Annotated in this window: 15 protein-coding genes, 2 tRNA genes and 2 pseudogenes; 4 read left to right on the top strand and 15 right to left on the bottom strand. The window is 58.4% G+C overall.

Annotated features, from left to right (window positions below):
• Positions 1-32 precede the first annotated feature (32 nt).
• The 4 genes and pseudogenes from acs (at position 33) to ACLH0J_RS08655 (ending at position 6,658) form a co-directional block, all read left to right on the top strand.
• Positions 33-1,970 (top strand): acetate--CoA ligase, encoded by a 1,938-nt coding sequence (gene acs / locus ACLH0J_RS08670; protein ID WP_411391630.1) that lies wholly within the window; start codon positions 33-35, stop codon positions 1,968-1,970.
• Positions 1,971-1,987: 17 nt separating this feature from the next.
• Positions 1,988-2,875, top strand: a complete 888-nt coding sequence (locus ACLH0J_RS08665) for an oxygenase MpaB family protein (RefSeq protein ID WP_411391629.1) — start codon at positions 1,988-1,990, stop codon at positions 2,873-2,875.
• A gap of 7 nt (positions 2,876-2,882) precedes the next feature.
• Positions 2,883-3,638 (top strand): annotated as a pseudogene (locus tag ACLH0J_RS08660) (class I SAM-dependent rRNA methyltransferase); the annotation flags it as partial.
• A gap of 89 nt (positions 3,639-3,727) precedes the next feature.
• A complete protein-coding gene (locus tag ACLH0J_RS08655; protein ID WP_411391628.1) occupies positions 3,728-6,658 on the top strand; it encodes a DUF748 domain-containing protein in 2,931 nt (976 codons plus the stop codon).
• A 147-nt stretch (positions 6,659-6,805) separates the two neighbouring features.
• On the opposite strand, the gene ACLH0J_RS08650 is transcribed toward ACLH0J_RS08655, so the two are convergent.
• The 15 genes and pseudogenes from ACLH0J_RS08650 to folP form a co-directional block, all read right to left on the bottom strand.
• Positions 6,806-7,423, bottom strand: coding sequence for a BON domain-containing protein (locus tag ACLH0J_RS08650; RefSeq protein ID WP_411391627.1), 618 nt, complete (start codon positions 7,421-7,423; stop codon positions 6,806-6,808).
• 313 nt (positions 7,424-7,736) lie between these two features.
• Positions 7,737-8,541 (bottom strand): annotated as a pseudogene (locus ACLH0J_RS08645) (reverse transcriptase domain-containing protein).
• A 480-nt stretch (positions 8,542-9,021) separates the two neighbouring features.
• Positions 9,022-11,127 (bottom strand): polyribonucleotide nucleotidyltransferase, encoded by a 2,106-nt coding sequence (pnp, locus tag ACLH0J_RS08640; RefSeq protein ID WP_010562683.1) that lies wholly within the window; start codon positions 11,125-11,127, stop codon positions 9,022-9,024.
• Between the two features lie 194 nt (positions 11,128-11,321).
• On the bottom strand, positions 11,322-11,591 hold the full coding sequence (gene rpsO, locus ACLH0J_RS08635; RefSeq protein ID WP_003176135.1) for a 30S ribosomal protein S15: 270 nt from the start codon (positions 11,589-11,591) through the stop codon (positions 11,322-11,324).
• A 115-nt stretch (positions 11,592-11,706) separates the two neighbouring features.
• Positions 11,707-12,624 (bottom strand): tRNA pseudouridine(55) synthase TruB, encoded by a 918-nt coding sequence (gene truB / locus ACLH0J_RS08630; protein WP_014719950.1) that lies wholly within the window; start codon positions 12,622-12,624, stop codon positions 11,707-11,709.
• 3 nt (positions 12,625-12,627) lie between these two features.
• The gene (gene rbfA, locus ACLH0J_RS08625) at positions 12,628-13,023 is read right to left on the bottom strand and encodes a 30S ribosome-binding factor RbfA (RefSeq protein ID WP_411391626.1); all 396 of its coding nucleotides are present in this window, start codon (positions 13,021-13,023) and stop codon (positions 12,628-12,630) included.
• A 159-nt stretch (positions 13,024-13,182) separates the two neighbouring features.
• Positions 13,183-15,708 carry a translation initiation factor IF-2 gene (infB, locus tag ACLH0J_RS08620; RefSeq protein ID WP_411391625.1) on the bottom strand — a complete coding sequence of 842 codons (2,526 nt, stop codon included), beginning with the start codon at positions 15,706-15,708 and terminating at the stop codon, positions 13,183-13,185.
• Positions 15,709-15,735: 27 nt separating this feature from the next.
• The gene (nusA, locus tag ACLH0J_RS08615) at positions 15,736-17,217 is read right to left on the bottom strand and encodes a transcription termination factor NusA (protein ID WP_008057419.1); all 1,482 of its coding nucleotides are present in this window, start codon (positions 17,215-17,217) and stop codon (positions 15,736-15,738) included.
• 47 nt (positions 17,218-17,264) lie between these two features.
• Positions 17,265-17,723 (bottom strand): ribosome maturation factor RimP, encoded by a 459-nt coding sequence (rimP, locus tag ACLH0J_RS08610; protein ID WP_411391624.1) that lies wholly within the window; start codon positions 17,721-17,723, stop codon positions 17,265-17,267.
• Positions 17,724-17,863: 140 nt separating this feature from the next.
• Positions 17,864-17,940 (bottom strand) — tRNA-Met (locus ACLH0J_RS08605).
• A gap of 96 nt (positions 17,941-18,036) precedes the next feature.
• Positions 18,037-18,122 (bottom strand) — tRNA-Leu (locus ACLH0J_RS08600).
• Positions 18,123-18,143: 21 nt separating this feature from the next.
• Entirely contained in the window at positions 18,144-18,527 is a 384-nt protein-coding gene (gene secG / locus ACLH0J_RS08595; RefSeq protein WP_411391623.1) for a preprotein translocase subunit SecG, read from the bottom strand.
• A 4-nt stretch (positions 18,528-18,531) separates the two neighbouring features.
• Positions 18,532-19,287 (bottom strand): triose-phosphate isomerase, encoded by a 756-nt coding sequence (tpiA, locus tag ACLH0J_RS08590; protein ID WP_411391622.1) that lies wholly within the window; start codon positions 19,285-19,287, stop codon positions 18,532-18,534.
• A gap of 66 nt (positions 19,288-19,353) precedes the next feature.
• A complete protein-coding gene (gene glmM, locus ACLH0J_RS08585) occupies positions 19,354-20,691 on the bottom strand; it encodes a phosphoglucosamine mutase (protein ID WP_411391621.1) in 1,338 nt (445 codons plus the stop codon).
• Between the two features lie 16 nt (positions 20,692-20,707).
• Complete coding sequence (folP, locus tag ACLH0J_RS08580; RefSeq protein WP_411391620.1) at positions 20,708-21,559, bottom strand: dihydropteroate synthase; 852 nt, start codon at positions 21,557-21,559, stop codon at positions 20,708-20,710.
• Between the last annotated feature and the right edge of the window lie 4 nt (positions 21,560-21,563).

Below are 21,563 nucleotides of genomic sequence, written 5' to 3'. Positions count from 1 at the left end.
ACTTGTCCCGAAAACAAGAATAAGGACCGCTCATGTTCGATATCAGCAGATTTCCCATCGCCGATGCCGTCCGCAGGGCTGCGCAACTCAGTCAAGAGGACTACCAGCGCCTCTATCGCCAATCCATCGAACAGCCGGACACCTTCTGGGCTGAACAGGCCAAGCGCTTTCTCGACTGGATAACACCGTGGCACACCGTCCAGCAGTCAGACATCAACACCGGCGCCGCCCAATGGTTTGCCGGCGGCCAATTGAACGTCAGCTACAACTGCATCGACCGTCACCTGGCGCAACGCGCCGATCAGCCGGCCTTCATCTGGGAAGGCGATGATCCGACAAAGTCCGCCAAAATCACCTACCGCCAACTGCACCAGAACGTCTGCCGTCTGGCCAATGTTCTGAAAAGCCGTGGCGTGAAAAAAGGCGACCGCGTGTGCATCTACATGCCGATGATCCCGGAAGCGGCCTACGCCATGCTGGCCTGCACACGGATTGGCGCGGTGCATTCGGTGGTGTTCGGCGGGTTCTCGCCGGACGCCCTGCGCGACCGGATCCTGGATGCCGACTGCCGCACCGTGATCACGGCCGACGAAGGCGTGCGCGGCGGCAAGGCCGTGGCACTCAAGCAGAATGTCGACAAAGCCTTGGCCAGTTGCCCGAACGTCAGCACCGTGGTGGTGGTTGAACGCACCGGCGCGGCCGTGAACTGGAACGAGGACCGCGACCTCAACTATCAACAGGCGCTGAAGGCAGCCAGCGATAATTGCCCACCCGAACCGATGGACGCAGAAGACCCGCTATTCATCCTCTACACTTCCGGCAGCACCGGCAAACCCAAGGGCGTGCTGCACACCACTGGCGGCTACCTGCTGCAAGCGGCGATGACCTTCAAGTACGTGCTCGACTACCGCGACGGCGAGGTGTTCTGGTGCACCGCCGACGTGGGTTGGGTCACGGGCCACAGTTACATCGTGTACGGCCCACTGGCCAACGGTGCGACCTCGTTGATATTCGAGGGCGTGCCGAGTTACCCGGACAGCTCGCGCTTCTGGCAGGTCATCGACAAGCACAAGGTCAACATCTTCTACACCGCGCCAACCGCCTTGCGCGCCTTGATGCGTGAAGGCCACGGCCCGCTGGAGAATACGTCGCGCGCCAGCCTGCGCCTGCTCGGCAGCGTCGGTGAGCCGATCAACCCCGAAGCCTGGGACTGGTACTTCAACGCGGTCGGAGAACAACGCTGCCCGATCGTGGATACCTGGTGGCAGACCGAAACCGGCGGCATCATGCTCAGCCCGCTGGTCAGCGCCCAGCGGATCAAGCCCGGTTGCGCGACCCAACCGATGTTTGGCGTACAACCCGTGCTGCTGGATGAGCACGGCAAGGCGTTCAGCGGCGCCGGCAGCGGCGTATTGGCGATCAAAGCCAGTTGGCCGGGACAGATCCGCAGTGTCTATGGCGATCCGCAGCGCATGATCGACACTTATTTCAAACCCTATCCCGGCTACTACTTCACCGGTGACGGCGCGCGTCGTGATGAAGACGGCGATTACTGGATCACCGGGCGCATCGACGATGTTATCAACGTGTCCGGCCACCGTATCGGCACCGCCGAGGTGGAAAGCGCGCTGGTGCTGCATGATCAGGTCGCCGAAGCCGCCGTGGTGGGTTATCCCCATGACGTCAAAGGCCAGGGCATCTATGCGTTCGTCACGCCCATGAATGGGGTCGAGCCCAGCGGTGCACTGAAAAAGCACCTGCTGGCGTTGGTCAGCCAGGAAATCGGCAGCTTTGCCAAGCCGGAACTGATCCAATGGGCACCGGCCTTGCCGAAAACCCGCTCCGGTAAGATCATGCGGCGGATTCTGCGCAAGATCGCCTGCAACGAACTGGACAGCCTCGGCGACACCTCGACGCTGGCCGACCCGAGCGTGGTCGATGGCCTGATCGACAAACGCCTTAACCGCTAGGAACCCCTCAAGTCGCCATGGAATTTATCCGCAGCCGTATCGAAACCCAGCTGATGAGCCTCACTGGCCTGTCACTGGGCCAGTTGGACCTGGAAAACCCCAAGGGCGACCCTGGCCTGTTCGGGCCGGACTCGATCAGTTGGCAGGTCCATGGCGATTTCAGCAGCATGCTCATCGGCGGCATCAGCGCCTTGATGCTGCAAGCCCTGCATCCACTGGCCCTTGCCGGTGTGTGGGACCACTCGAATTTTCGCCAGGACATGCTTGGGCGTCTGCGGCGCACCTCGCAGTTCATCTCCGGCACCACCTTCGGCTCACGCAAGGATGCCGACTGGCTGATCGAAAAAGTGCGCACCATTCACCTGCAAGTGGTGGGTCATGCGCGGGATGGCCGACCTTACGCGGCCAGCGATCCGGAGTTGCTGACCTGGGTGCATGTGGCGGAGGTGAGCCATTTCCTCGCGGCCCACCTGCGCTATCGCAACCCGCACCTCTCGGGACAGGACCAGGATCGTTACTACAGCGAGATCGCCCTGGTCGCCGAGAGGCTTGGCGCGCGGCATGTTCCGCGTTCACGGCAGGAAGTATCGGATTACCTGGAACGGATTCGTCCGCAACTGCTGTGCGACGAGCGCAGCCGTGAGGTGCTGCGCCTGCTGCTCAACGCGCCCGCCCCCAGCCCCATGGCCAAGCCGTTCGGCGCCCTGATGATGCAAGCCGCAATTGACCTGCTGCCCGAGTGGGCCTGCACCCTGCTTGAGCAACACCAGAGCCCGCTGCAACGCCAGATCATCCGCGCCGGGGTCAAGCGCAGTGCCCCATTGCTGCGTTGGGCGATGCGCAATGGCTCGGTGCAACGCGCCCATCGGCGGATGGGGCTGATGTTGGCGGTGGTCCATAACTGATAAACTCCGCGCCCGTGGCAACTCGCGAATCGACCGCGAAGACACGGTGTACCGCGCCGAACCGGCGGCGCTGGAGGACATGGTCGGTCACGAATGGGGCCTCAACTACCGCGTACGTGGGCGACACGCCGGGCAAGACCCTCTGTTGTTCCTCGACCTGCGCAACACCCGTGGCTGGGTCAAGGATCACAGTGCCGGCAAAAGCGTGCTGAACCTGTTCGCCTATACCTGCGGCGTGGGCCTGAGCGCGGCCGCCGGCGGTGCGCGCGAGGTGTGCAACCTGGACTTTGCCGAAGGCAACCTGGCGGTCGGTCGTGAGAACGGCTTACTCAATCCGCAATTGCCCGCCATGGATTTTGTGCAGTCCGATTATTTCCCGGCCATTCGCCAACTGGCCGGCCTGCCGATCAGCCAGCGACGCGGGCAAAAACTGCCGAGCTATCCCCGCCTGGAACAACGTCAATACGACCTAGTGCTGCTCGACCCGCCCGCTTGGGCCAAGAGCGCCTTTGGCACCGTCGACCTGTTACGTGACTATCAGAGCCTGCTCAAGCCGGCATTGCTGGCAACCGCCGATGGCGGCGTCCTGATCTGCTGTAACAACCTGGCAAAAGTGAGCATGGATGATTGGCGCGAGCAGGTGCTGCGATGCGCCGAGAAAGCCGGGCGATCGGTACGCGACTGGCAGATCATGGCGCCCGGTGCCGATTTCCCCTCGCAAGACCGACAGCCTCCGCTGAAGACACTGATCCTGCAGTTATAGGACTTATCTCAAAAGGACTGGCTCTTCGGAACCGAAAACCCGTGCCATACTCCAAGGCACTCCTATTCGACATAGATGGCGCCGCCCCCATGCCCAAAGGATTGATTCGCGCCGCTGGCGCCCTGCTGACCGCCCTTGCACTGTATAGCTTGCTGGGTTTTCTGATTCTGCCGGGCATTGCCCTTCGTATTGCCAACCAACAACTGGCCAACTACGCCACGCTGCCGGCGCGGATCGAGCGCATCGAGCTCAACCCGTTCAGCCTGGAGGTCACGGCATGGGGCCTGAAGATCGGCGAACCCGGCAAGGAACAAGTAGCATTCGAGCGCCTCTACGCCAACCTGCAGATCGACAGCCTGTGGACCCGCGCGCTGCACCTGGCTGATGTGCAATTGGACAAGCCCAAGACCGAGCTGCTGTTCGACAAGTCCGGCCAGTTGAATCTGGCACAGTTGTTCAAGCTGCCGCCTAGCGAGCCAACCCCGACCAATCCCGATGCCAAGCCGTTCCCGTTGCGCATCGACAGCATCAAGCTGGCGGGCGGTTACGTGCACTTCGAAGACTTGCGCCCCAGCGAACCGATCGAATTCCTCTACGACAAACTCGATTTCGAGCTGAAAAACCTCAGCACGTTGCCTGAGGACAATGCCGACATGACCCTGGTGGCTGCGGGCCCCGAAGGTGGGCAAATCGACTGGAAAGGCAATTTCAGCCTGGTGCCGATCACCTCCCAAGGTACGTTGAAGGTCACCGACGGCAAGATGAAAGCCTGGTGGCCGTATGTGCGTGACGCACTGCCGCTGGTGCTTGAAGACGGTGTACTCAACTTCAGTACCGAATATAAATTCAGCCTGGCCAAAGAGACCGAGCTGAACCTGACCAACACCGCTGCCAGCATCGCACCGTTTGCGGTCAAGGCACCGGATGGCCGTCCACTGGTGCGCCTGGAGCGCCTGGACGTCAGCGAGACCACGGTAGACCTTGCTAAACAACAGGTCGTGATCGGCAAGATCCGCAGCAACAAACTGGAAACCTGGGCAGCCCGGGAAGCGGACGGTCAACTGGACTGGCAAAAACTGTTCGCCAGCCAACCGAGCAAACCGGCCAAGGCGCCCGAACCCGCCAAGGCACCGGCCACCGCCGATTCGCCAAAAGCGGATCCGGTCGCGCCGAGCAAACCCTGGCAGGTGCTGCTCAAGGATGTGCAACTGCGCAATTATCAGGTGCACCTGGCCGACCGCCAGGCCAAACCGGCCGTGGCACTGGAGCTGGGTCCGCTGAATGTCGATGTGCAGAACTTCGACAGTCTCAACCAGAGCCCCTTTACCCTGAAGGTCGACAGCGGCCTGGGCAAGCAGGGCAAGATCCAGGCTACTGGCGAGGTCAACCTCAACCCGGTCAGCGCCAAGCTGAAGGTGAACACCCAGGATATCGACCTGCGGGTCGCCCAGTCCTACATCAGCCCGTTCATTCGCCTGGAACTGCGTAGCGGCATGCTCGGCAGCAACCTGGATGTGAACCTGAAAAGCGCTGATCCCCTGAAGCTGCAGGTCACTGGCCGTGCTCAGGTTGACCAACTGCATACCCTGGACACCCTCAAGACCCGCGACTTCCTCAAGTGGCAGCGTCTGGTGCTGGAAGGCGTGAACTACCAGCACGGCGAAAGCCTGTCGATCGACAAGGTCAACCTGCTGCAGCCCTACGTGCGCTTCATGATCAACGATGACCGCACCACCAACGTTGACGACCTGCTGATTCCACAGCCGGCGAACAGCGGCGCCAAGTCAGCGCCGAAACCGGCCAGCAAAGAAAAGCCTTTGGGTATTCATATAGGGAAAATTGCGATCAACGACGGTTCGGCCAACTTTGCCGACTTCAGCCTCACGCCCAATTTCGCCACCGCAATTCAACAGCTCAACGGGCAGATCGGCACCATTGACAGCCGCCAGGCCAAACCGGCCAGCGTCGACATCAAGGGTAAGGTGGACCGCTACGCACCCGTCACCATCAAAGGCAACGTAAACCCGTTCGACCCGATGGCGGCGCTGGACATCGCCACCAGTTTCAAACGCGTCGAACTGACCACCCTCACACCTTACTCGGGCAAATTCGCCGGCTTCCGTATCCGTAAGGGCCGCCTGAACCTCGACTTGCATTACGTGATCACCAAGGGCCAGTTGAAGGCCGAAAACAAAGTGGTGATCGAGCAACTGCAACTTGGTGAGAAAGTCGACAGCGCCGATGCTGTTGATTTGCCGATTCGCCTGGCCATTGCACTCCTTAAAGACAGCGATGGCAGGATCTCCATTGAACTGCCGGTGACCGGCGACTTGAACAACCCACAATTCAGCGTGATGCCGATTGTGTGGCAGACCCTGCGTAACCTGGTGGTACGCGCGGCGACGGCACCGTTCAAATTCATCGGCGGATTGATTACCGGGGGCGGTTCGGAAGACCTGGGTAACGTGTCGTTCGCCGCCGGCTCGAGTGAATTGAGCAAAGAGGCCGAGGGCGCGCTGGACAATCTGGCCAAGGCGCTGAAGGAACGCCCGACTCTGCGCCTGGAAATCGAAGGCACAGCGGCGGCCAGCAGTGACGGCCCCTTCCTGGCCCAGGAGCGACTGGAACGGGAATACCAGTACAACTACTACAAGATGCTGCAGCGTCGCGGCGAGAAGGTTCCGGCCCAGGCTTCCCTGCTGGAAGTCCCGGAAAGCGAGAAACCCCCACTGCTCGAAGGTATCTACCGCACTCGCTTGAAACAGCAGCCACCGGCGGAATGGAAAGACCTCAGTCGCGATGAGCGCACGGCGAAGCTCAAGGACGGTGTGATCAAGTTCTGGAGCAGCAGCGATGTCCTGCTGCGCCAACTGGGTCAGGACCGCGCCAGTACCATCAAGGATTACCTGGTAGACAAAGGGCAACTGGAAGATGACCGGGTGTACTTCATCGACGCCAATCTGGGCCAGGCCGAGAAAGACGGTCGAGTGATCACGCAGATGCATCTGGATGCCGAGTGACCGTCCACAATAGAACAGGCCCCGACACGAATGCCGGGGCCTGTAATGACCACATCCCTGTGGCCGGTCGCATGAACCCGTGAGGTGCATTGAGTGGATATCTGACTCACTCGTTGCCGCCGCCTAGTTCAGACGATTGATCAAGCATTACTCTGCTTTCAGGCCATCGGCCGATACAGCTTTCACGCCTTTGATTTTCTTGGTGATCGCTACAGCCGTGGTTTTCTGAGCTTCGGTCACTGCGACGCTCGACGACAGGGAAACTACGCCCTTGTTGGTTTCGACTTTGATGTCGGTACCAGGAATACCTTTCTCGGTGACCAGGTCAGCTTTCACTTTGGTGGTGATCCAAGTGTCGCTGGTTGCGCCTTTGGCATCAGCGGCTGCGCTCTTGGTTTTGTCGATATTGTCTGCCTTGGTAGCACCACCGGCCAGCAGGCCATCAGCCGAAACGGCAGTCACGCCTTTGATTTTCTTGGTGATCGCTACAGCGGTCGCTTTCTGCGAATCAGAGATGGCAACAGTCGACGACAGGGAAACCACACCTTTGTTGGTCTCAACCTTGATGTCCGAACCTGGAATGCCTTTTTCGGTCAGCAGGTCAGCTTTGACTTTGGTGGTGATCCAGGTGTCGGAAGTGGACTCCTTGACCTTAGTCACTTCGCCAGCAGCCAGTGTCATCGGCGCTTGAGAAGTTTGAGCAAAAGCAACGTTGGTCATAGCCAGCGTCAGAGCGGTAGCAGCAGCGAGAGCGAACTTCTTCATACGAGTAACTCCTGTTGTATTAAAAGTCTGCAGCGTGTGGACCTTGATGCTGCAGCGTTAACAGGGATGTTGCAGGCAGTGTGCCAACTCCAATTTTTGACAAAAATTCTTTAAAAACAACAACTTAAAAAATTTCCATTTTTTCGTAATCGTGCAACTTGCATGAAGCGGGTCGTGCCTGCATGCAAGTTGCGGCTTTTGAAATTGGATTAAGCGACTGATTTTTCGGGATTTTCCTGCGCATAGAGTAGGAGGCGGATTCACATCCGCCGTCCTCTCACACCACCGCACATACGGTTCCGTATACGGCGGTTCAGGTTATGCGGCTAAGCCGGTTGACCGTATCCAGTATTGAGACCAGCCCAAGGCCATCCCACAGCTTCTTCGGCAGGGCCTGATTCATATGTGGCGCTCCCGAGTTCCACCATGGGCCTCGGCCATTGACGGCTGATCTCCACGCACGTTCTTCATCTAGCCCAAGACGCATAAGGTTACGAGCCCTCGTTGAGGGACGCTTCCATTGCCTCCACAGGGTGCAGCGAAGCTTATGACGCACCCACGCACCAACGGTGCCCCGCAGCCACATGACTGCGAGCGGTTTCGATGGCTTGATGGGCGCTTCTGCCCGGACGAAAGCCGTAGCTGTAGTCCGAGAACAGGGGGTCGAAGATCGGCGTGAGTTGTTGCAGCAGGGCTTGCTGGATCAGGCGATCCACGACACTGGGAATCCCCAGCTGCCTTGTTCCGCCTTGCGGTTTGGGAATTTCAACCGCGCGCACTGCTTGGGGATGGTACTCACCGGCCAGCAATCTGGCTTTGAGGGTTGGCCAATACTGTTTCACGTAGCCTGCCAAGTCCGCGACCGTCATGCCATCGGCACCCGGCGCGCCCTTGTTGCTGACCACGCGTTGATATGCACGCTTGAGGTTGGCCGGTGCAAGCACCCGCTCCATCAACGTGTTCGGCTCCGCGTTCGCCCACGTCACAGACGCCGTCAAATCCTCTGCGCTGTCAGCCGTCATCCTCGGATTCTGTCCGGGACTCGGAGTAACAGTCTTCTCTGGGAGAAATTTCTGCATTTCGGTATTCAACGAGACGGTGACGCCTACTGGCGGCATAACCTGTTCGGCCCCTGGTGACGGGGTTATTCGTCACTTACTACGGCCTCGGCTGACTTCTGCACGCTCATCCCGTCGCCTCACGACGCTCGGTAGCGCAATGGCAAACGTGCAGATCTCCCAGGGTAATTCGCGCGACCTTCCTGCTTATGCCTGTCAGATATACGTCGCAGCATTCCGTGCAAGTATTGGGGTTTGGCAGTTTGGGCTACCTTACCCCGCTGCGCCGCCTCATCCGCTTCCTGTTCGTCAGGCCAGCATTTTGCCTCGGGCTTCCTTCAGATTCGCAGTCACCCACGACACCCTTGCCTCTGGCTAACACTTCCCCTTACCGGGTGTGTAGAGGACTTTCACCTCCAAGTCACCAGCGAGGCCACCATAGCCAAGCTGGTTGCGCTTGCGCGCAACGCGCCATGCCTGGCGCACCCATAAAAAAAGGACTCCGAAGAGTCCCTTTTTCAGCGTGAAGCCTGCGGGTAATTAAACGCCCGAAGCCTTGGCGGCGGCTACGTCCTTGATAGACAGCTTGATACGGCCGCGGTTGTCCACGTCCAGTACCAGCACTTCCACTTCCTGGCCTTCCTTCAGAATGTCGGTCACTTTCTCAACACGAGCGTCGCTCAGCATGGAGATGTGAACCAGACCGTCTTTGCCCGGCAGGATGTTGACGAATGCGCCGAAGTCGACGATGCGCTCAACCTTACCGACGTAGATCTTGCCGATCTCGGCTTCGGCGGTGATGCCCAGAACGCGCTGACGCGCCGCTTCTGCAGCTTCCTTGGTTTCGCCGAAGATCTTGATCGAACCGTCGTCTTCGATATCGATCGAAGCCTTGGTCTCTTCACAGATCGCACGGATGGTCGCGCCGCCTTTACCGATAACATCACGGATTTTGTCGGTGTCGATTTTCATCGCGATCATGGTCGGAGCATTTTCCGACAGCTCGGTACGGGACTGACCGATGATCTGGTTCATCTGACCGAGGATGTTCAGGCGCGCTTCCAGGGCTTGGCCCAGGGCGATTTCCATGATCTCTTCGGTGATGCCCTTGATCTTGATGTCCATCTGCAGCGCGGTCACACCTTTGGCGGTACCGGCTACTTTGAAGTCCATGTCGCCCAGGTGGTCTTCGTCACCCAGGATGTCGGTCAGGACGGCGAACTTCTCGCCTTCTTTAACCAGGCCCATGGCGATACCGGCAACCGGCGCCTTCATCGGCACACCAGCGTCCATCAGAGCCAGGGAAGCACCGCAGACCGAAGCCATGGAGCTGGAACCGTTGGACTCGGTGATTTCCGATACGACACGGATGGTGTACGGGAACACGTCGGCAGCGGGCAGCATGGCCTGAACCGAACGACGGGCCAGACGGCCGTGACCGATTTCGCGACGACCGGCGCCACCCATGCGACCACACTCGCCCACCGAGAACGGAGGGAAGTTGTAGTGCAGCATGAACGGGTCTTTTTTCTCGCCTTCCAGGGTGTCCAGCAGTTGTGCATCACGGGCGGTACCCAGTGTTGCGACGACCAGAGCCTGGGTTTCACCACGGGTGAACAGTGCCGAGCCGTGAGTCTTTGGCAGAACGCCGACTTCGATGTTCAGCGGACGCACGGTGCGGGTGTCGCGACCGTCGATACGTGGTTTGCCGTTAACGATGTTTTCGCGAACGGTGCGGTATTCGATTTCGCCGAATGCTGCTTTGACGTCGCTGGCAGAAGGCTGGCCTTCTTCGCCGGACAGCTTGGCAACGACCTGATCCTTCAACTCGCCCAGGCGAGCGTAACGGTCGGCCTTGACGGTGATGGTGTAGGCCTGGGAGATCGCTTCGCCGAACTCGGCACGGATCGCGCCCAGCAGTTCGGTGGCTTCGGCTTGAGGAGCCCAAGCCCAGGTTGGCTTGGCGGCTTCGGCAGCCAGTTCTTTAACGGCGTTGATCACGACCTGGAACTCGTCGTGAGCGAACAGTACCGCGCCCAGCATCTGGTCTTCGGTCAGCTCTTTGGCTTCCGATTCAACCATCAGCACGGCTTCCGAGGTACCGGCGACGACCATGTCCAGGCTCGAAGCTTTCAGTTGCTCGTAAGTCGGGTTCAGCAGGTAGCCGGTGCTTTCGTGGAAAGCCACGCGAGCAGCGCCGATCGGGCCATCGAAAGGAATACCGGAGATGGCCAGGGCAGCCGAGGTACCGATCATCGCAGCGATGTCCGGATCGGTCTTCTTGCTGGTGGAAACGACGGTGCAGACAACCTGCACTTCGTTCATGAAACCTTCTGGGAACAGCGGACGGATCGGACGGTCGATCAGTCGGGAAGTCAGGGTTTCTTTCTCGGAAGGACGGCCTTCGCGCTTGAAGAAACCGCCAGGGATCTTACCGGCAGCGTAAGTCTTTTCCTGGTAGTGAACAGACAGAGGGAAAAAACCCTTGCCTGGATCGGCTTGCTTGGCACCTACAACGGTCACCAATACGGTGACGTCGTCGTCAACGGTAACCAGCACTGCGCCGGAAGCTTGACGGGCGATACGGCCTGTCTCGAGGGTAACGGTCGACTGACCGAACTGGAATTTTTTGATAACCGGGTTCACGGTGTCCTACCTTCTTTGTGGCTCTTGGGGAACTTGTCTTCTTGCGAAATTCTTGGGCAATGTCGGGAATCGGCCCAACCCTGTCCAGGGGTAAAACGTGTATCCAGATAAAACTTGAGGCTGGGAGCCTGCCATGGGCCAGCGGGAATCCCACTGACACACGGCAGACAACCAACCTCTAGCGCAATCGCTGATTAGCGACGCAGGCCCAGGCGACCGATCAGAGCCTGATAACGACCCAGATCCTTGCCTTTCAGGTAGTCCAGCAGCTTACGGCGCTGGTTTACCATGCGGATCAGACCACGACGGGAGTGGTGATCTTTACCGTTGGCCTTGAAGTGACCTTGCAGCTTGTTGATGTTGTGGGTCAGCAGTGCAACTTGCACTTCTGGCGAACCAGTGTCACCAACAGCTTGCTGATAGTCAGCTACGATTTGTGCTTTTTCTTGAACGTCGAGAGCCATGAGGCAATCCTTTTTTCAGGAAACCACCCATAAGGCAGTTTCAACAGGCCAGGGACAAATCCCTGTATCTAAAAATGAGAAGTGACCATGCCTGTTAACAGCCACCCTCGTTCGGTCATTCTGACCGAATCAGTCGACGCGGCGCGATGCGCCCGTCTTCGCTCACTTCACCGATACCGATAAAGCGACCGTTATGATCCTGTACCCGCACCATGCCGAATTTCGGCGCATCCGGGGCACGTACCGGCTGGCCGTTGAGCCAGTAGAACGCGCTATGCTCCGAGAAGTGCAGCAATGGCCAATCCAGCAAACCGCTGTCCGATGGCATCAGGAAGCGATCAACCGCTTCGTTGCCGCCTTCAGCGTGCACCGCTTCCAACTCTTCCAGCGTGACCGTCTGGGCCAGGCTGAAGGGTCCGGCCTGGGTACGTCGCAGCTCTGCAACGTATGCGCCGCAACCGAGCTTTTCACCAATATCTTCCACCAGGGTACGGATATAGGTGCCTTTGCTGCAGTCCACGGCCAAGCGGGCGGTGTCGCCTTCACAGGCGAGCAATTCCAAGCGCGCAATAGTAACAGAACGCGGTTCGCGCTCCACTACTTCGCCCGCACGTGCCAGCTTGTAAAGTGGCTGCCCATCCCGCTTGAGCGCCGAGTACATCGGCGGTATCTGACTGATTTGCCCACGAAAAGCGGGTAAAGCAGCCTCGATATCAGCACGACCAACGGTCACGTCGCGAACCTGCAAAACATCACCTTCCGCATCGGCCGTGGTGGTGGTTTTGCCCAGTTGCATGAGGGTTTCGTAACCCTTGTCGGAATCGAGCAAGTATTGCGAGAACTTGGTGGCCTCGCCAAAGCACAACGGCAACACGCCGGTGGCCAGCGGGTCGAGGCTGCCGGTGTGCCCGGCCTTCTCGGCATTGAGCAGCCAGCGAACCTTCTGCAAGGCCGCATTGGAGGTAAAGCCAATGGGCTTGTCGAGCAGAATGATGCCGCTGACGTTGCGACGGATACGTTTGACCTGAGCCACCGCTTACTCCTTGGCGTCTTCAGGTGGGGACGGGTGCTGATTATCCTCAGCTACGGCGCGCTCGATCAGTGCCGACAAGTGCGCCCCACGCACGACGCTTTCGTCGTAGTGGAAGTGCAACTGAGGCACGCTGCGCAGCTTCATTTCGCGGGCCAACTGCATGCGCAGGAAACCTGCGGCCGAGTTGAGCACCTTGATGCTTTGCGCGATTTCTTCGCTGCTGTCCTCACCCATCACCGTGATGAAGATCTTGGCGTGACCCACGTCACGGCTCACTTCAACGGCGGTGATGGTGACCAGGCCAACACGAGGGTCTTTGACTTCGCGGCGGATCAGTTGGGCCAGCTCGCGCTGCATCTGATCGCCGATACGCTGGGTACGGCTGTATTCTTTTGCCATGTCTTGTTACCTGTTACTGCCACACGGTGAAACCCGTGGGGTCTGAAAGCGGCAAACGCCCGGCCTGACAAAAGCCAGACCGGGCGTTGCGTTTAGAGTCCGGACGCTGCGCGGGGCATTTGCATGCCCACACACGGCGTGGCTCCTGAAGTGCGCGAGTTAGAGGCTGCGAGCAACCTGAACCTTCTCGAAGACTTCGATCTTGTCGCCAACCTTGACGTCGTTGTAGCTCTTGACGCCGATACCGCATTCCATGCCAGCACGTACTTCGGAAGCGTCATCCTTGAAGCGGCGCAGGGATTCCAGCTCGCCTTCAAAGATAACGATGTCTTCACGCAGTACACGGATCGGACGGTTACGGTGAACGGTGCCTTCGATAACCATGCAGCCGGCGATCGCGCCGAATTTCGGCGAGCGGAACACGTCACGCACCTCGGCGATACCCAGGATGTTCTCCCGGACGTCGCTGCCAAGCATGCCGGTAAGGGCTTTCTTGACGTCTTCGATGATGTCGTAGATGACGTTGTAGTAACGCATGTCCAGACCTTCCTGCTCGACGATCTTGCGAGCGCCAGCATCGGCACGCACGTTGAAGCCGAACAGTACAGCGTTGGAAGCCAGTGCCAGGTTGGCGTCGGACTCGGTGATACCACCGACACCGCCACCAACAACGCGCACTTGCACTTCGTCGTTACCCAGGCCGTTCAAGGCGCCGTTCAACGCTTCGAGGGAGCCACGGACGTCAGATTTGAGGACGATGTTAAGCGTCTTCTTCTCTTCCTGGCCCATGTTCTCGAAGATGTTTTCCAGTTTGCCGGCGTGAGCACGAGCCAATTTGACTTCGCGGAATTTGCCTTGACGGAACAGAGCCACTTCACGGGCTTTCTTCTCGTCGGCAACCACGCTCATCTCGTCGCCAGCGTCCGGGGTACCGTCCAGGCCGAGAATCTCGACAGGAATGGACGGACCGGCTTCCTTGATGGACTTGCCGTTTTCGTCGAGCATGGCACGTACACGGCCGTAGTTCGAACCGACCAGCACCATGTCGCCTTGGCGCAGGGTACCGTCTTGAACCAGAACGGTCGCCACCGGGCCACGGCCCTTGTCGAGGCGGGACTCAACCACAACACCACGGCCAGGAGCCGACGGGGTAGCGGTCAGTTCCAGGACTTCGGCTTGCAACAGAACGGCTTCAAGCAGTTCGTCAACGCCGGTACCCATCTTCGCGGAGACCGGTACGAATGGAGTGTCGCCACCCCATTCTTCGGAGGTCACGCCGTGAACCGACAGTTCGCTACGGATGCGATCGAGATCGGCGCCCGGCTTGTCGATCTTGTTCACCGCAACCACCAACGGTACGCCAGCTGCCTTGGCATGCTGAACGGCTTCGATGGTTTGTGGCATCACGCCGTCGTCCGCTGCAACCACCAGGATCACGATGTCGGTCGCCTTGGCACCACGGGCACGCATCGCGGTAAACGCGGCGTGACCAGGGGTGTCGAGGAACGTCACCATGCCGCGGTCGGTTTCAACGTGGTAAGCGCCGATGTGCTGGGTGATACCGCCGGCTTCGCCTGCAGCTACCTTGGCACGACGGATGTAGTCGAGCAGGGACGTTTTACCGTGGTCAACGTGGCCCATTACGGTCACGACCGGAGCACGGGAAACCGCCTCGCCTTCAAACTTCAGGGACTCGGCCAGGGAATCTTCCAGGGCGGTGTCGCTGACCAGGGTCACTTTGTGGCCCAGCTCTTCAGCAACCAGTTGGGCAGTTTCCTGATCCAGTACCTGGTTGATGGTGGCCGGAGTGCCCAGCTTGAACATGAACTTGATGATTTCAGCAGCCTTGACCGACATCTGCTGGGCCAGATCGCCCACAGTGATGGTCTCGCCGATCTTCACTTCACGCACGACAGGGCCGGTTGGGCTCTGGAAACCGTGGGCGTTGCGTTTTTTCAGCTTGGCCTTGCCGCGACCGCCACGACGGAAGCTGTCGCTTTCTTCGTCGGTAGTCCGCGGAGCAACGCGTGGAGCAGGCGCTTTCTCTTTGACCGAAGCACGATGCGGAGCGTTTTTACGCTCGCCATCGCCACCACCGCCACGACGATTGGCATCGTCGGCACGTGGTTTGTCCGGACGGCGAGGTTCGTCACGCTTGCGAGCATCCGCCGCAGGAGCTGGTGCAGCGGCAACCGGAGCGGCCTCACGCACAGCTTCAACAGGAGCGCTAGGCGCGGCGACCGCTTCAGTGGCAGCAGGTTGCGCAGCAGCAGGCTGGCGACGCGCTTCTTCTTCGGCGCGACGCTTGGCTTCTTCTTCAGCCTTCTGACGAGCAGCATTTTCTACTGCGCGACGTTCTTCCAGTTCGCGTTTACGCTCGGCTTCGATTTCTTCCGGGCTGCGCTGCACGAAGACTTTCTTCTTGCGCACTTCAACGCTGATGCTCTTGCTACCAGCAACACGCAGGGTGCTGGTGGTTTTGCGCTGCAATGTAATCTTGCGCGGTTCTTCCACTTTCGCCTTGTGGCTGCTCTTCAAGTGAGTCAGCAAAGACTGCTTCTCACTATCGCTCACACCTTCATCGGCGGCGGTGTGCGGCAGACCTGCCTCACGCATCTGCTGCAACAGGCGCTCTACCGGTGTTTTGACCTCATCGGCCAGTTGTTTCACCGTGACTTGCGTCATGCACTTCTCTCCTCAGGCCGCGCCTAATTACTCGAACCAATGGGCTCGGGCGGCCATGATCAACTTGCCGGCACGATCATCGTCAATGCCGTCGATGTCGAGCAGATCGTCAATAGACTGCTCGGCCAGGTCTTCGCGGGTAATTACGCCGCGCACCGCCAGTTCCATCGCCAAATCCTTGTCCATACCCTCAAGCGAGAGCAGGTCTTCGGCCGGATGGGCGTCTGCCAGCTTTTCCTCAGTAGCGATGGCTTTAGTCAACAAACGATCCTTGGCCCGAGCGCGAAGCTCGTTGACGGTGTCTTCGTCAAAGCCGTCGATGTTGAGCATTTCTTCCAACGGTACGTAGGCAATCTCTTCCAGGCTGGTGAAGCCTTCATCTACCAGCACCTGTGCCAGATCTTCGTCGACTTCCAGCTCGTCGATGAAGTTGCGCAGGATGTCACCGGTTTCAGCTTGCTGCTTAGCCTGGATGTCCGATTCGGTCATTACGTTCAGGGTCCAGCCGGTCAGTTGGCTGGCCAGACGCACGTTCTGACCACCACGACCAATGGCCTGAGCCAGATTGTCTGCGCCAACGGCGATGTCCATGGCATGGGCATCTTCGTCAACGATAATTGCCGCCACTTCAGCCGGCGACATGGCGTTGATCACGAACTGCGCCGGGTTATCGTCCCACAGGACGATATCCACACGTTCACCGCCCAATTCGCCCGACACTGCCTGGACGCGCGAACCGCGCATACCGATGCAAGCGCCCTGTGGGTCGATGCGTTTGTCCTTGGAACGGACCGCGATCTTGGCGCGCGAACCCGGGTCGCGGGACGCAGCCATGACTTCGATCAGGCCTTCGGCGATTTCCGGCACTTCGATGCGGAACAGTTCGATCAGCATTTCCGGCGCGGTACGCGACAGGATCAGTTGAGGACCGCGGTTCTCGGTGCGGATTTCCTTGAGCAGCGCACGCAGACGCACACCGACACGGAAGGTTTCGCGAGAAATGATGTCTTCGCGGGCCAGCAACGCTTCGGCGTTGTTGCCCAGGTCAACGATCACATTGTCGCGGGTAACTTTTTTCACGGTGCCGGAGATGATTTCACCCAGGCGCTCGCGATAGGCGTCAACGACTTGAGCGCGTTCAGCTTCACGAACTTTCTGCACGATGACCTGCTTGGCGGTCTGCGCAGCAATACGGCCAAACTCGATCGACTCGATTTTTTCTTCGACAACATCACCGACCTTGGCGCCAGGGTGCGTTTCAGCAACCTTGCTCGGCCAGGTTTCGATGGCTGGATCATCAAGATCGGCTTCTTCTACAACCGTCCAGCGACGGAAAGTCTCATAGGCACCGGTGTGGCGATTGATTTCCACACGCAGATCAACTTCGTCTTCAAAACGCTTTTTGGTAGCAGTGGCCAGGGCCAACTCCAGCGCTTCAAAAATCACGTTTGCCGGTACGCCCTTTTCATTGGATACCGACTCAACAACCAGCAGTACTTCTTTGCTCATCGTACGCCTCGCCTTTCGCAAGCCATTGGATCCGCGGGATCCGCGTCTCAGTCAAAACTGGGAATAATGTTGGCCTTGTCGATCGTATCGATCGGCAACAGGAATTCATGGTCTTCTACCTGCACCACGACATCCTGCTCTTCTACACCGCGCAGAAGGCCCTGAAAGTTGCGTCGCCCTTCGAACGGGGATCGCAGCTTGATCTTCACTTGTTCACCGGCAAATTTTGCAAACTGATCAATAGTGAACAGTGGGCGTTCCATGCCTGGCGAGGAAACTTCGAGGGTGTATTCAACGGCGATCGGATCTTCAACATCCAGGACACCGCTGACCTGACGGCTGACAATGGCGCAATCGTCCACCAGCACACCGCCCTCTTTATCAATATAAACGCGCAACATTGAGTGGCGACCTTGAGCCGAAAACTCAACACCCCAGCATTCATAGCCTAGGGCCACGACCACCGGGGCCAGCAAGGCCTGCAACTCTTCTAGCTTGCTCGACACCTGAACCCCCTCGTGCATGTATGTGCATGCTGTGCAAAATAAAAAAATGGGCTAAACGCCCATCCTTGAAACGCCGTCGAACAGCGGCGTTGAAAGTGTCCAGCTAACAAAAAGCCCCTTAAAAGGGGCTCCGCTAAAACTGGTTGCGGGGGCCGGATTTGAACCGACGACCTTCGGGTTATGAGCCCGACGAGCTACCAGACTGCTCCACCCCGCGACAAAGCTGGGGCGGAAGTATACGACCGATCCCTTACAGGGTCAATGTAACCTTCCACCTACAAGAAAGCCCGCAACAGCGGGCTCTCCTGATAATTGGTACCGAGAAGGGGACTCGAACCCCTACACCCTATGGGCACAACCACCTCAAGGTTGCGTGTCTACCAATTCCACCACCTCGGCAATACAGCGTTTACAATCTTCTTACTTCTGCTCTTGAGCTGGACGTACGTCAGTCGCTGGAGTAGCCGACTTTTGCTCTTGAAGCACCGGGACATCATCAGAAGCCGGTTTTGCTTTTGGTACTTCTAACACCGCAGGGTTTGGCAAACCTACTTGAGTCAGCACATGAGCTTTCTCTTTAGCAAAGTAACCTAACCCCAAGCTGGTTATGAAGAAACCGGCGGCAAGTATAGCAGTAAACTTACTAAGAAAGGTAGAGGAACCTTGGCTTCCGAATACAGTATTTGAAGCACCTGCACCGAAAGACGCACCAGCATCCGCACCTTTACCCTGTTGCAACAAAACCAAGGCAACTACGCCCAGGGCAGCCAACAGATGAAAAACGACTACGACTGTTTCCAGCATTTTTTCAGTTTCCCGCGGCGCGACAAATCGCACCGAACTCATCTGCATTCAGGGAAGCTCCACCAATGAGCCCCCCATCGATATCCGGCATGCCGAACAGTTCGACCGCATTGGCCGCCTTCACGCTGCCGCCGTATAGAAGACGCACACCTTGTGCGACCTCAGAATTCTCTGCCGCCAACTGAGCGCGGATTGCTGCATGCACATCCTGCGCCTGTTGCGGTGTTGCAGTCAGCCCGGTACCAATGGCCCAGACCGGCTCGTAAGCGATGACTGCCTTCGCAAAGGCACCAACACCTAACTCCTCGATGATGCTGCCCAACTGACGCGAGACAACTTCAAGAGTTTTGCCCGACTCACGCTGCTCAAGGGTCTCCCCTATACACAACACTGGAATCAAGCCGCAAGCCTGTGATGCTGCGAACTTGCGGTTGAGTGTCCCGTCACGCTCGCCCATCAACAAACGGCGCTCGGAGTGCCCGACAAGCACATAGGAACAACCCGCATCAACCAACTGACTTGGCGAAATCTCACCTGTCAGCGCACCTTGCATGGGTTCCATCGCGGAGTTCTGCGCGCCGATCTGAATCGACTTACCTTTCAAGCCATCAACCACTTGGCTGATATGCAAGCAAGATGGAAAAACCGCGACATCGATACCGCTCGGCAAGGCCAAGTGACGGAGGCCATTGATCAGCTCAGCGACACTGGCGCAGGTACCGTGCATCTTCCAGTTACCAGCTACCATAGTGCGACGCATGCTGTACCTCGTCGGTCAAAGTGGGCGCAGATGTTACCCAACCACATCACCACTGGCAAGCCGAATTCAGGCGCAAACTTCAGTTACCAGTTTTGCCAGGTCTTCGGCATGGCCGCGAACCTGAGTTTCATCGTCGCCTTCAACCATGACACGCACCAAAGGCTCTGTGCCTGACTTGCGCAGTAATACACGCCCACGCCCCGCCATTGCGAGGGTCGCACGCTCACAGGCCTCTTTGACAGCAGGGTGCTCGATAGGATTATCACCACCTGAAAAACGTACGTTAAGCAATACTTGAGGGCATTTGCGCAGCGCCTGACGCGCCTGGGCCAGGCTTTCGTCACGACGACGCAGGGCCAAGAGCACCTGCAACGCGGCAATGATCGCATCACCGGTAGTGGTGTGCTGGAAGCAAACGATATGCCCGGAGTTCTCGCCACCCACCTGCCAGTTGCGCTCGAGCAGTTCGGCGATTACATAGCGGTCACCGACATTGGCGCGCACGAAAGGAATGCCCAGGTCTGCCAGGGCCAATTCAAGCCCAAGATTGCTCATCAGCGTCCCGACAACACCACCTTGCAGCTTGTTACGTTCGTGCAGGTCACGAGCAATGATGAACAACAGATCATCACCATCGACCACAGTACCGGTGTGATCCACCATTAGAACGCGATCGCCGTCGCCATCGAAGGCAATCCCCAGATCCGCATGCTCGGCTAGGACCGCCGCCTGCAATTGGCCCATATGGGTAGAACCGCAGTTGTCATTGATGTTCAACCCGTTAGGCTGGGCCGACAGCACCGTCACGTCCGCACCCAACTCTTTAAATACGCTTGGGGCCACTTTGTAGGTTGCGCCATGAGCGCAGTCGACAACGATTTTCAAACCGGCAAAATTGGTACTGCTCGGCACGCTACTCTTGCAGAATTCGATATAACGGCCAGGCGCGTCGTTGATTCGCGACACTTTACCCAGCTTGCTGGACTCAACCACCGTCATCGGCGCATCCAACAACTCTTCGATCATCAACTCGATCTCGTCCGGCAGCTTGGTACCCTGCCCTGAGAAGAACTTGATGCCATTGTCATCATGGGGGTTATGAGACGCACTGATCACAATACCGGCCTCAGCGTGGAAGGTACGCGTCAGGTACGCAATAGCCGGCGTTGGCATTGGCCCCAGGAGCATGACGTCGGCACCTGCGGCGGACAAGCCAGCCTCCAGCGCGGACTCAAACATGTACCCCGAAATTCGGGTGTCCTTGCCCACCAGAATGCGGCATGCCCCCATACTGCGGAAGGCCATACCTGCCGCCCAGCCCAGCTTGAGCATGAAATCAGGAGTAATTGGATATTCGCCGACACGACCACGGATACCGTCGGTACCAAAGTATTTTTTAGTCATAAGTGCTCCCTCATTCTTATTCGGCTAATTCTACAGCGGCAATCATACGCACCACATCCACGGTCTCGGCAACGTCATGCACGCGCAATATACGCGCGCCCTTAGTCACGGCAAGCGCCGCGAGTGCAAGACCACCGTATAGCCGCTCTCCCACAGGACGACTTAGGGCCTGCCCTATCATGCTTTTGCGCGAAACGCCGACCAACAAGGGTCGACCCAGGGCATGCAGAGCCCCCATGTGCTTGAACAGGCTCAGATTGTGCTGCAGTGTTTTGGCAAAGCCAAACCCTGGATCAAGAATGATTTTTTCAGCCGCAATCCCCACCGAGGCACATTGAGCGATCCGCTCAGCAAGAAAATCGCCCACCTCGCCAACCAGGTCGTCATAGCGCGGATTGTCCTGCATATTGCCGGGCTCGCCTCGCATATGCATCAGGCAGACCGGCAGACCGGTGGCCGCCGCCGCATCCAGAGCACCCTCACGCTGCAGCGAGCGAACATCGTTGATGAGCCCTGCGCCCAGGCGGGCGGTTTCACGCATCACCGACGGAGTCGACGTATCGACAGAAATGATCACATCCAGTTCACGAGCGATGCGCTCGACAATCTGCGCAACGCGCTCAAGCTCTTCAAGTGGAGAAACAGCGCGAGCACCAGGCCGGGTGGATTCCCCACCCACATCTATCAGCGTTGCTCCTGCCGCAGCCATCGCTTCGGCATGACGCAACGCGGCGTCGGACTGACTGAAGCAGCCACCATCGGAAAAGGAGTCGGGGGTTACATTAAGAATGCCCATGACATGCGTATGGGCCAAATCAAGGACCCGGTTGCCGCAAAGCAACCGGGTAGATAACGCCGTGGAAGTCATTTCA

The organism is Pseudomonas sp. MPB23 (assembly GCF_046605395.1).
Taxonomy (GTDB): domain Bacteria; phylum Pseudomonadota; class Gammaproteobacteria; order Pseudomonadales; family Pseudomonadaceae; genus Aquipseudomonas.
This window is presented reverse-complemented; position numbering and strand designations above follow the sequence as displayed.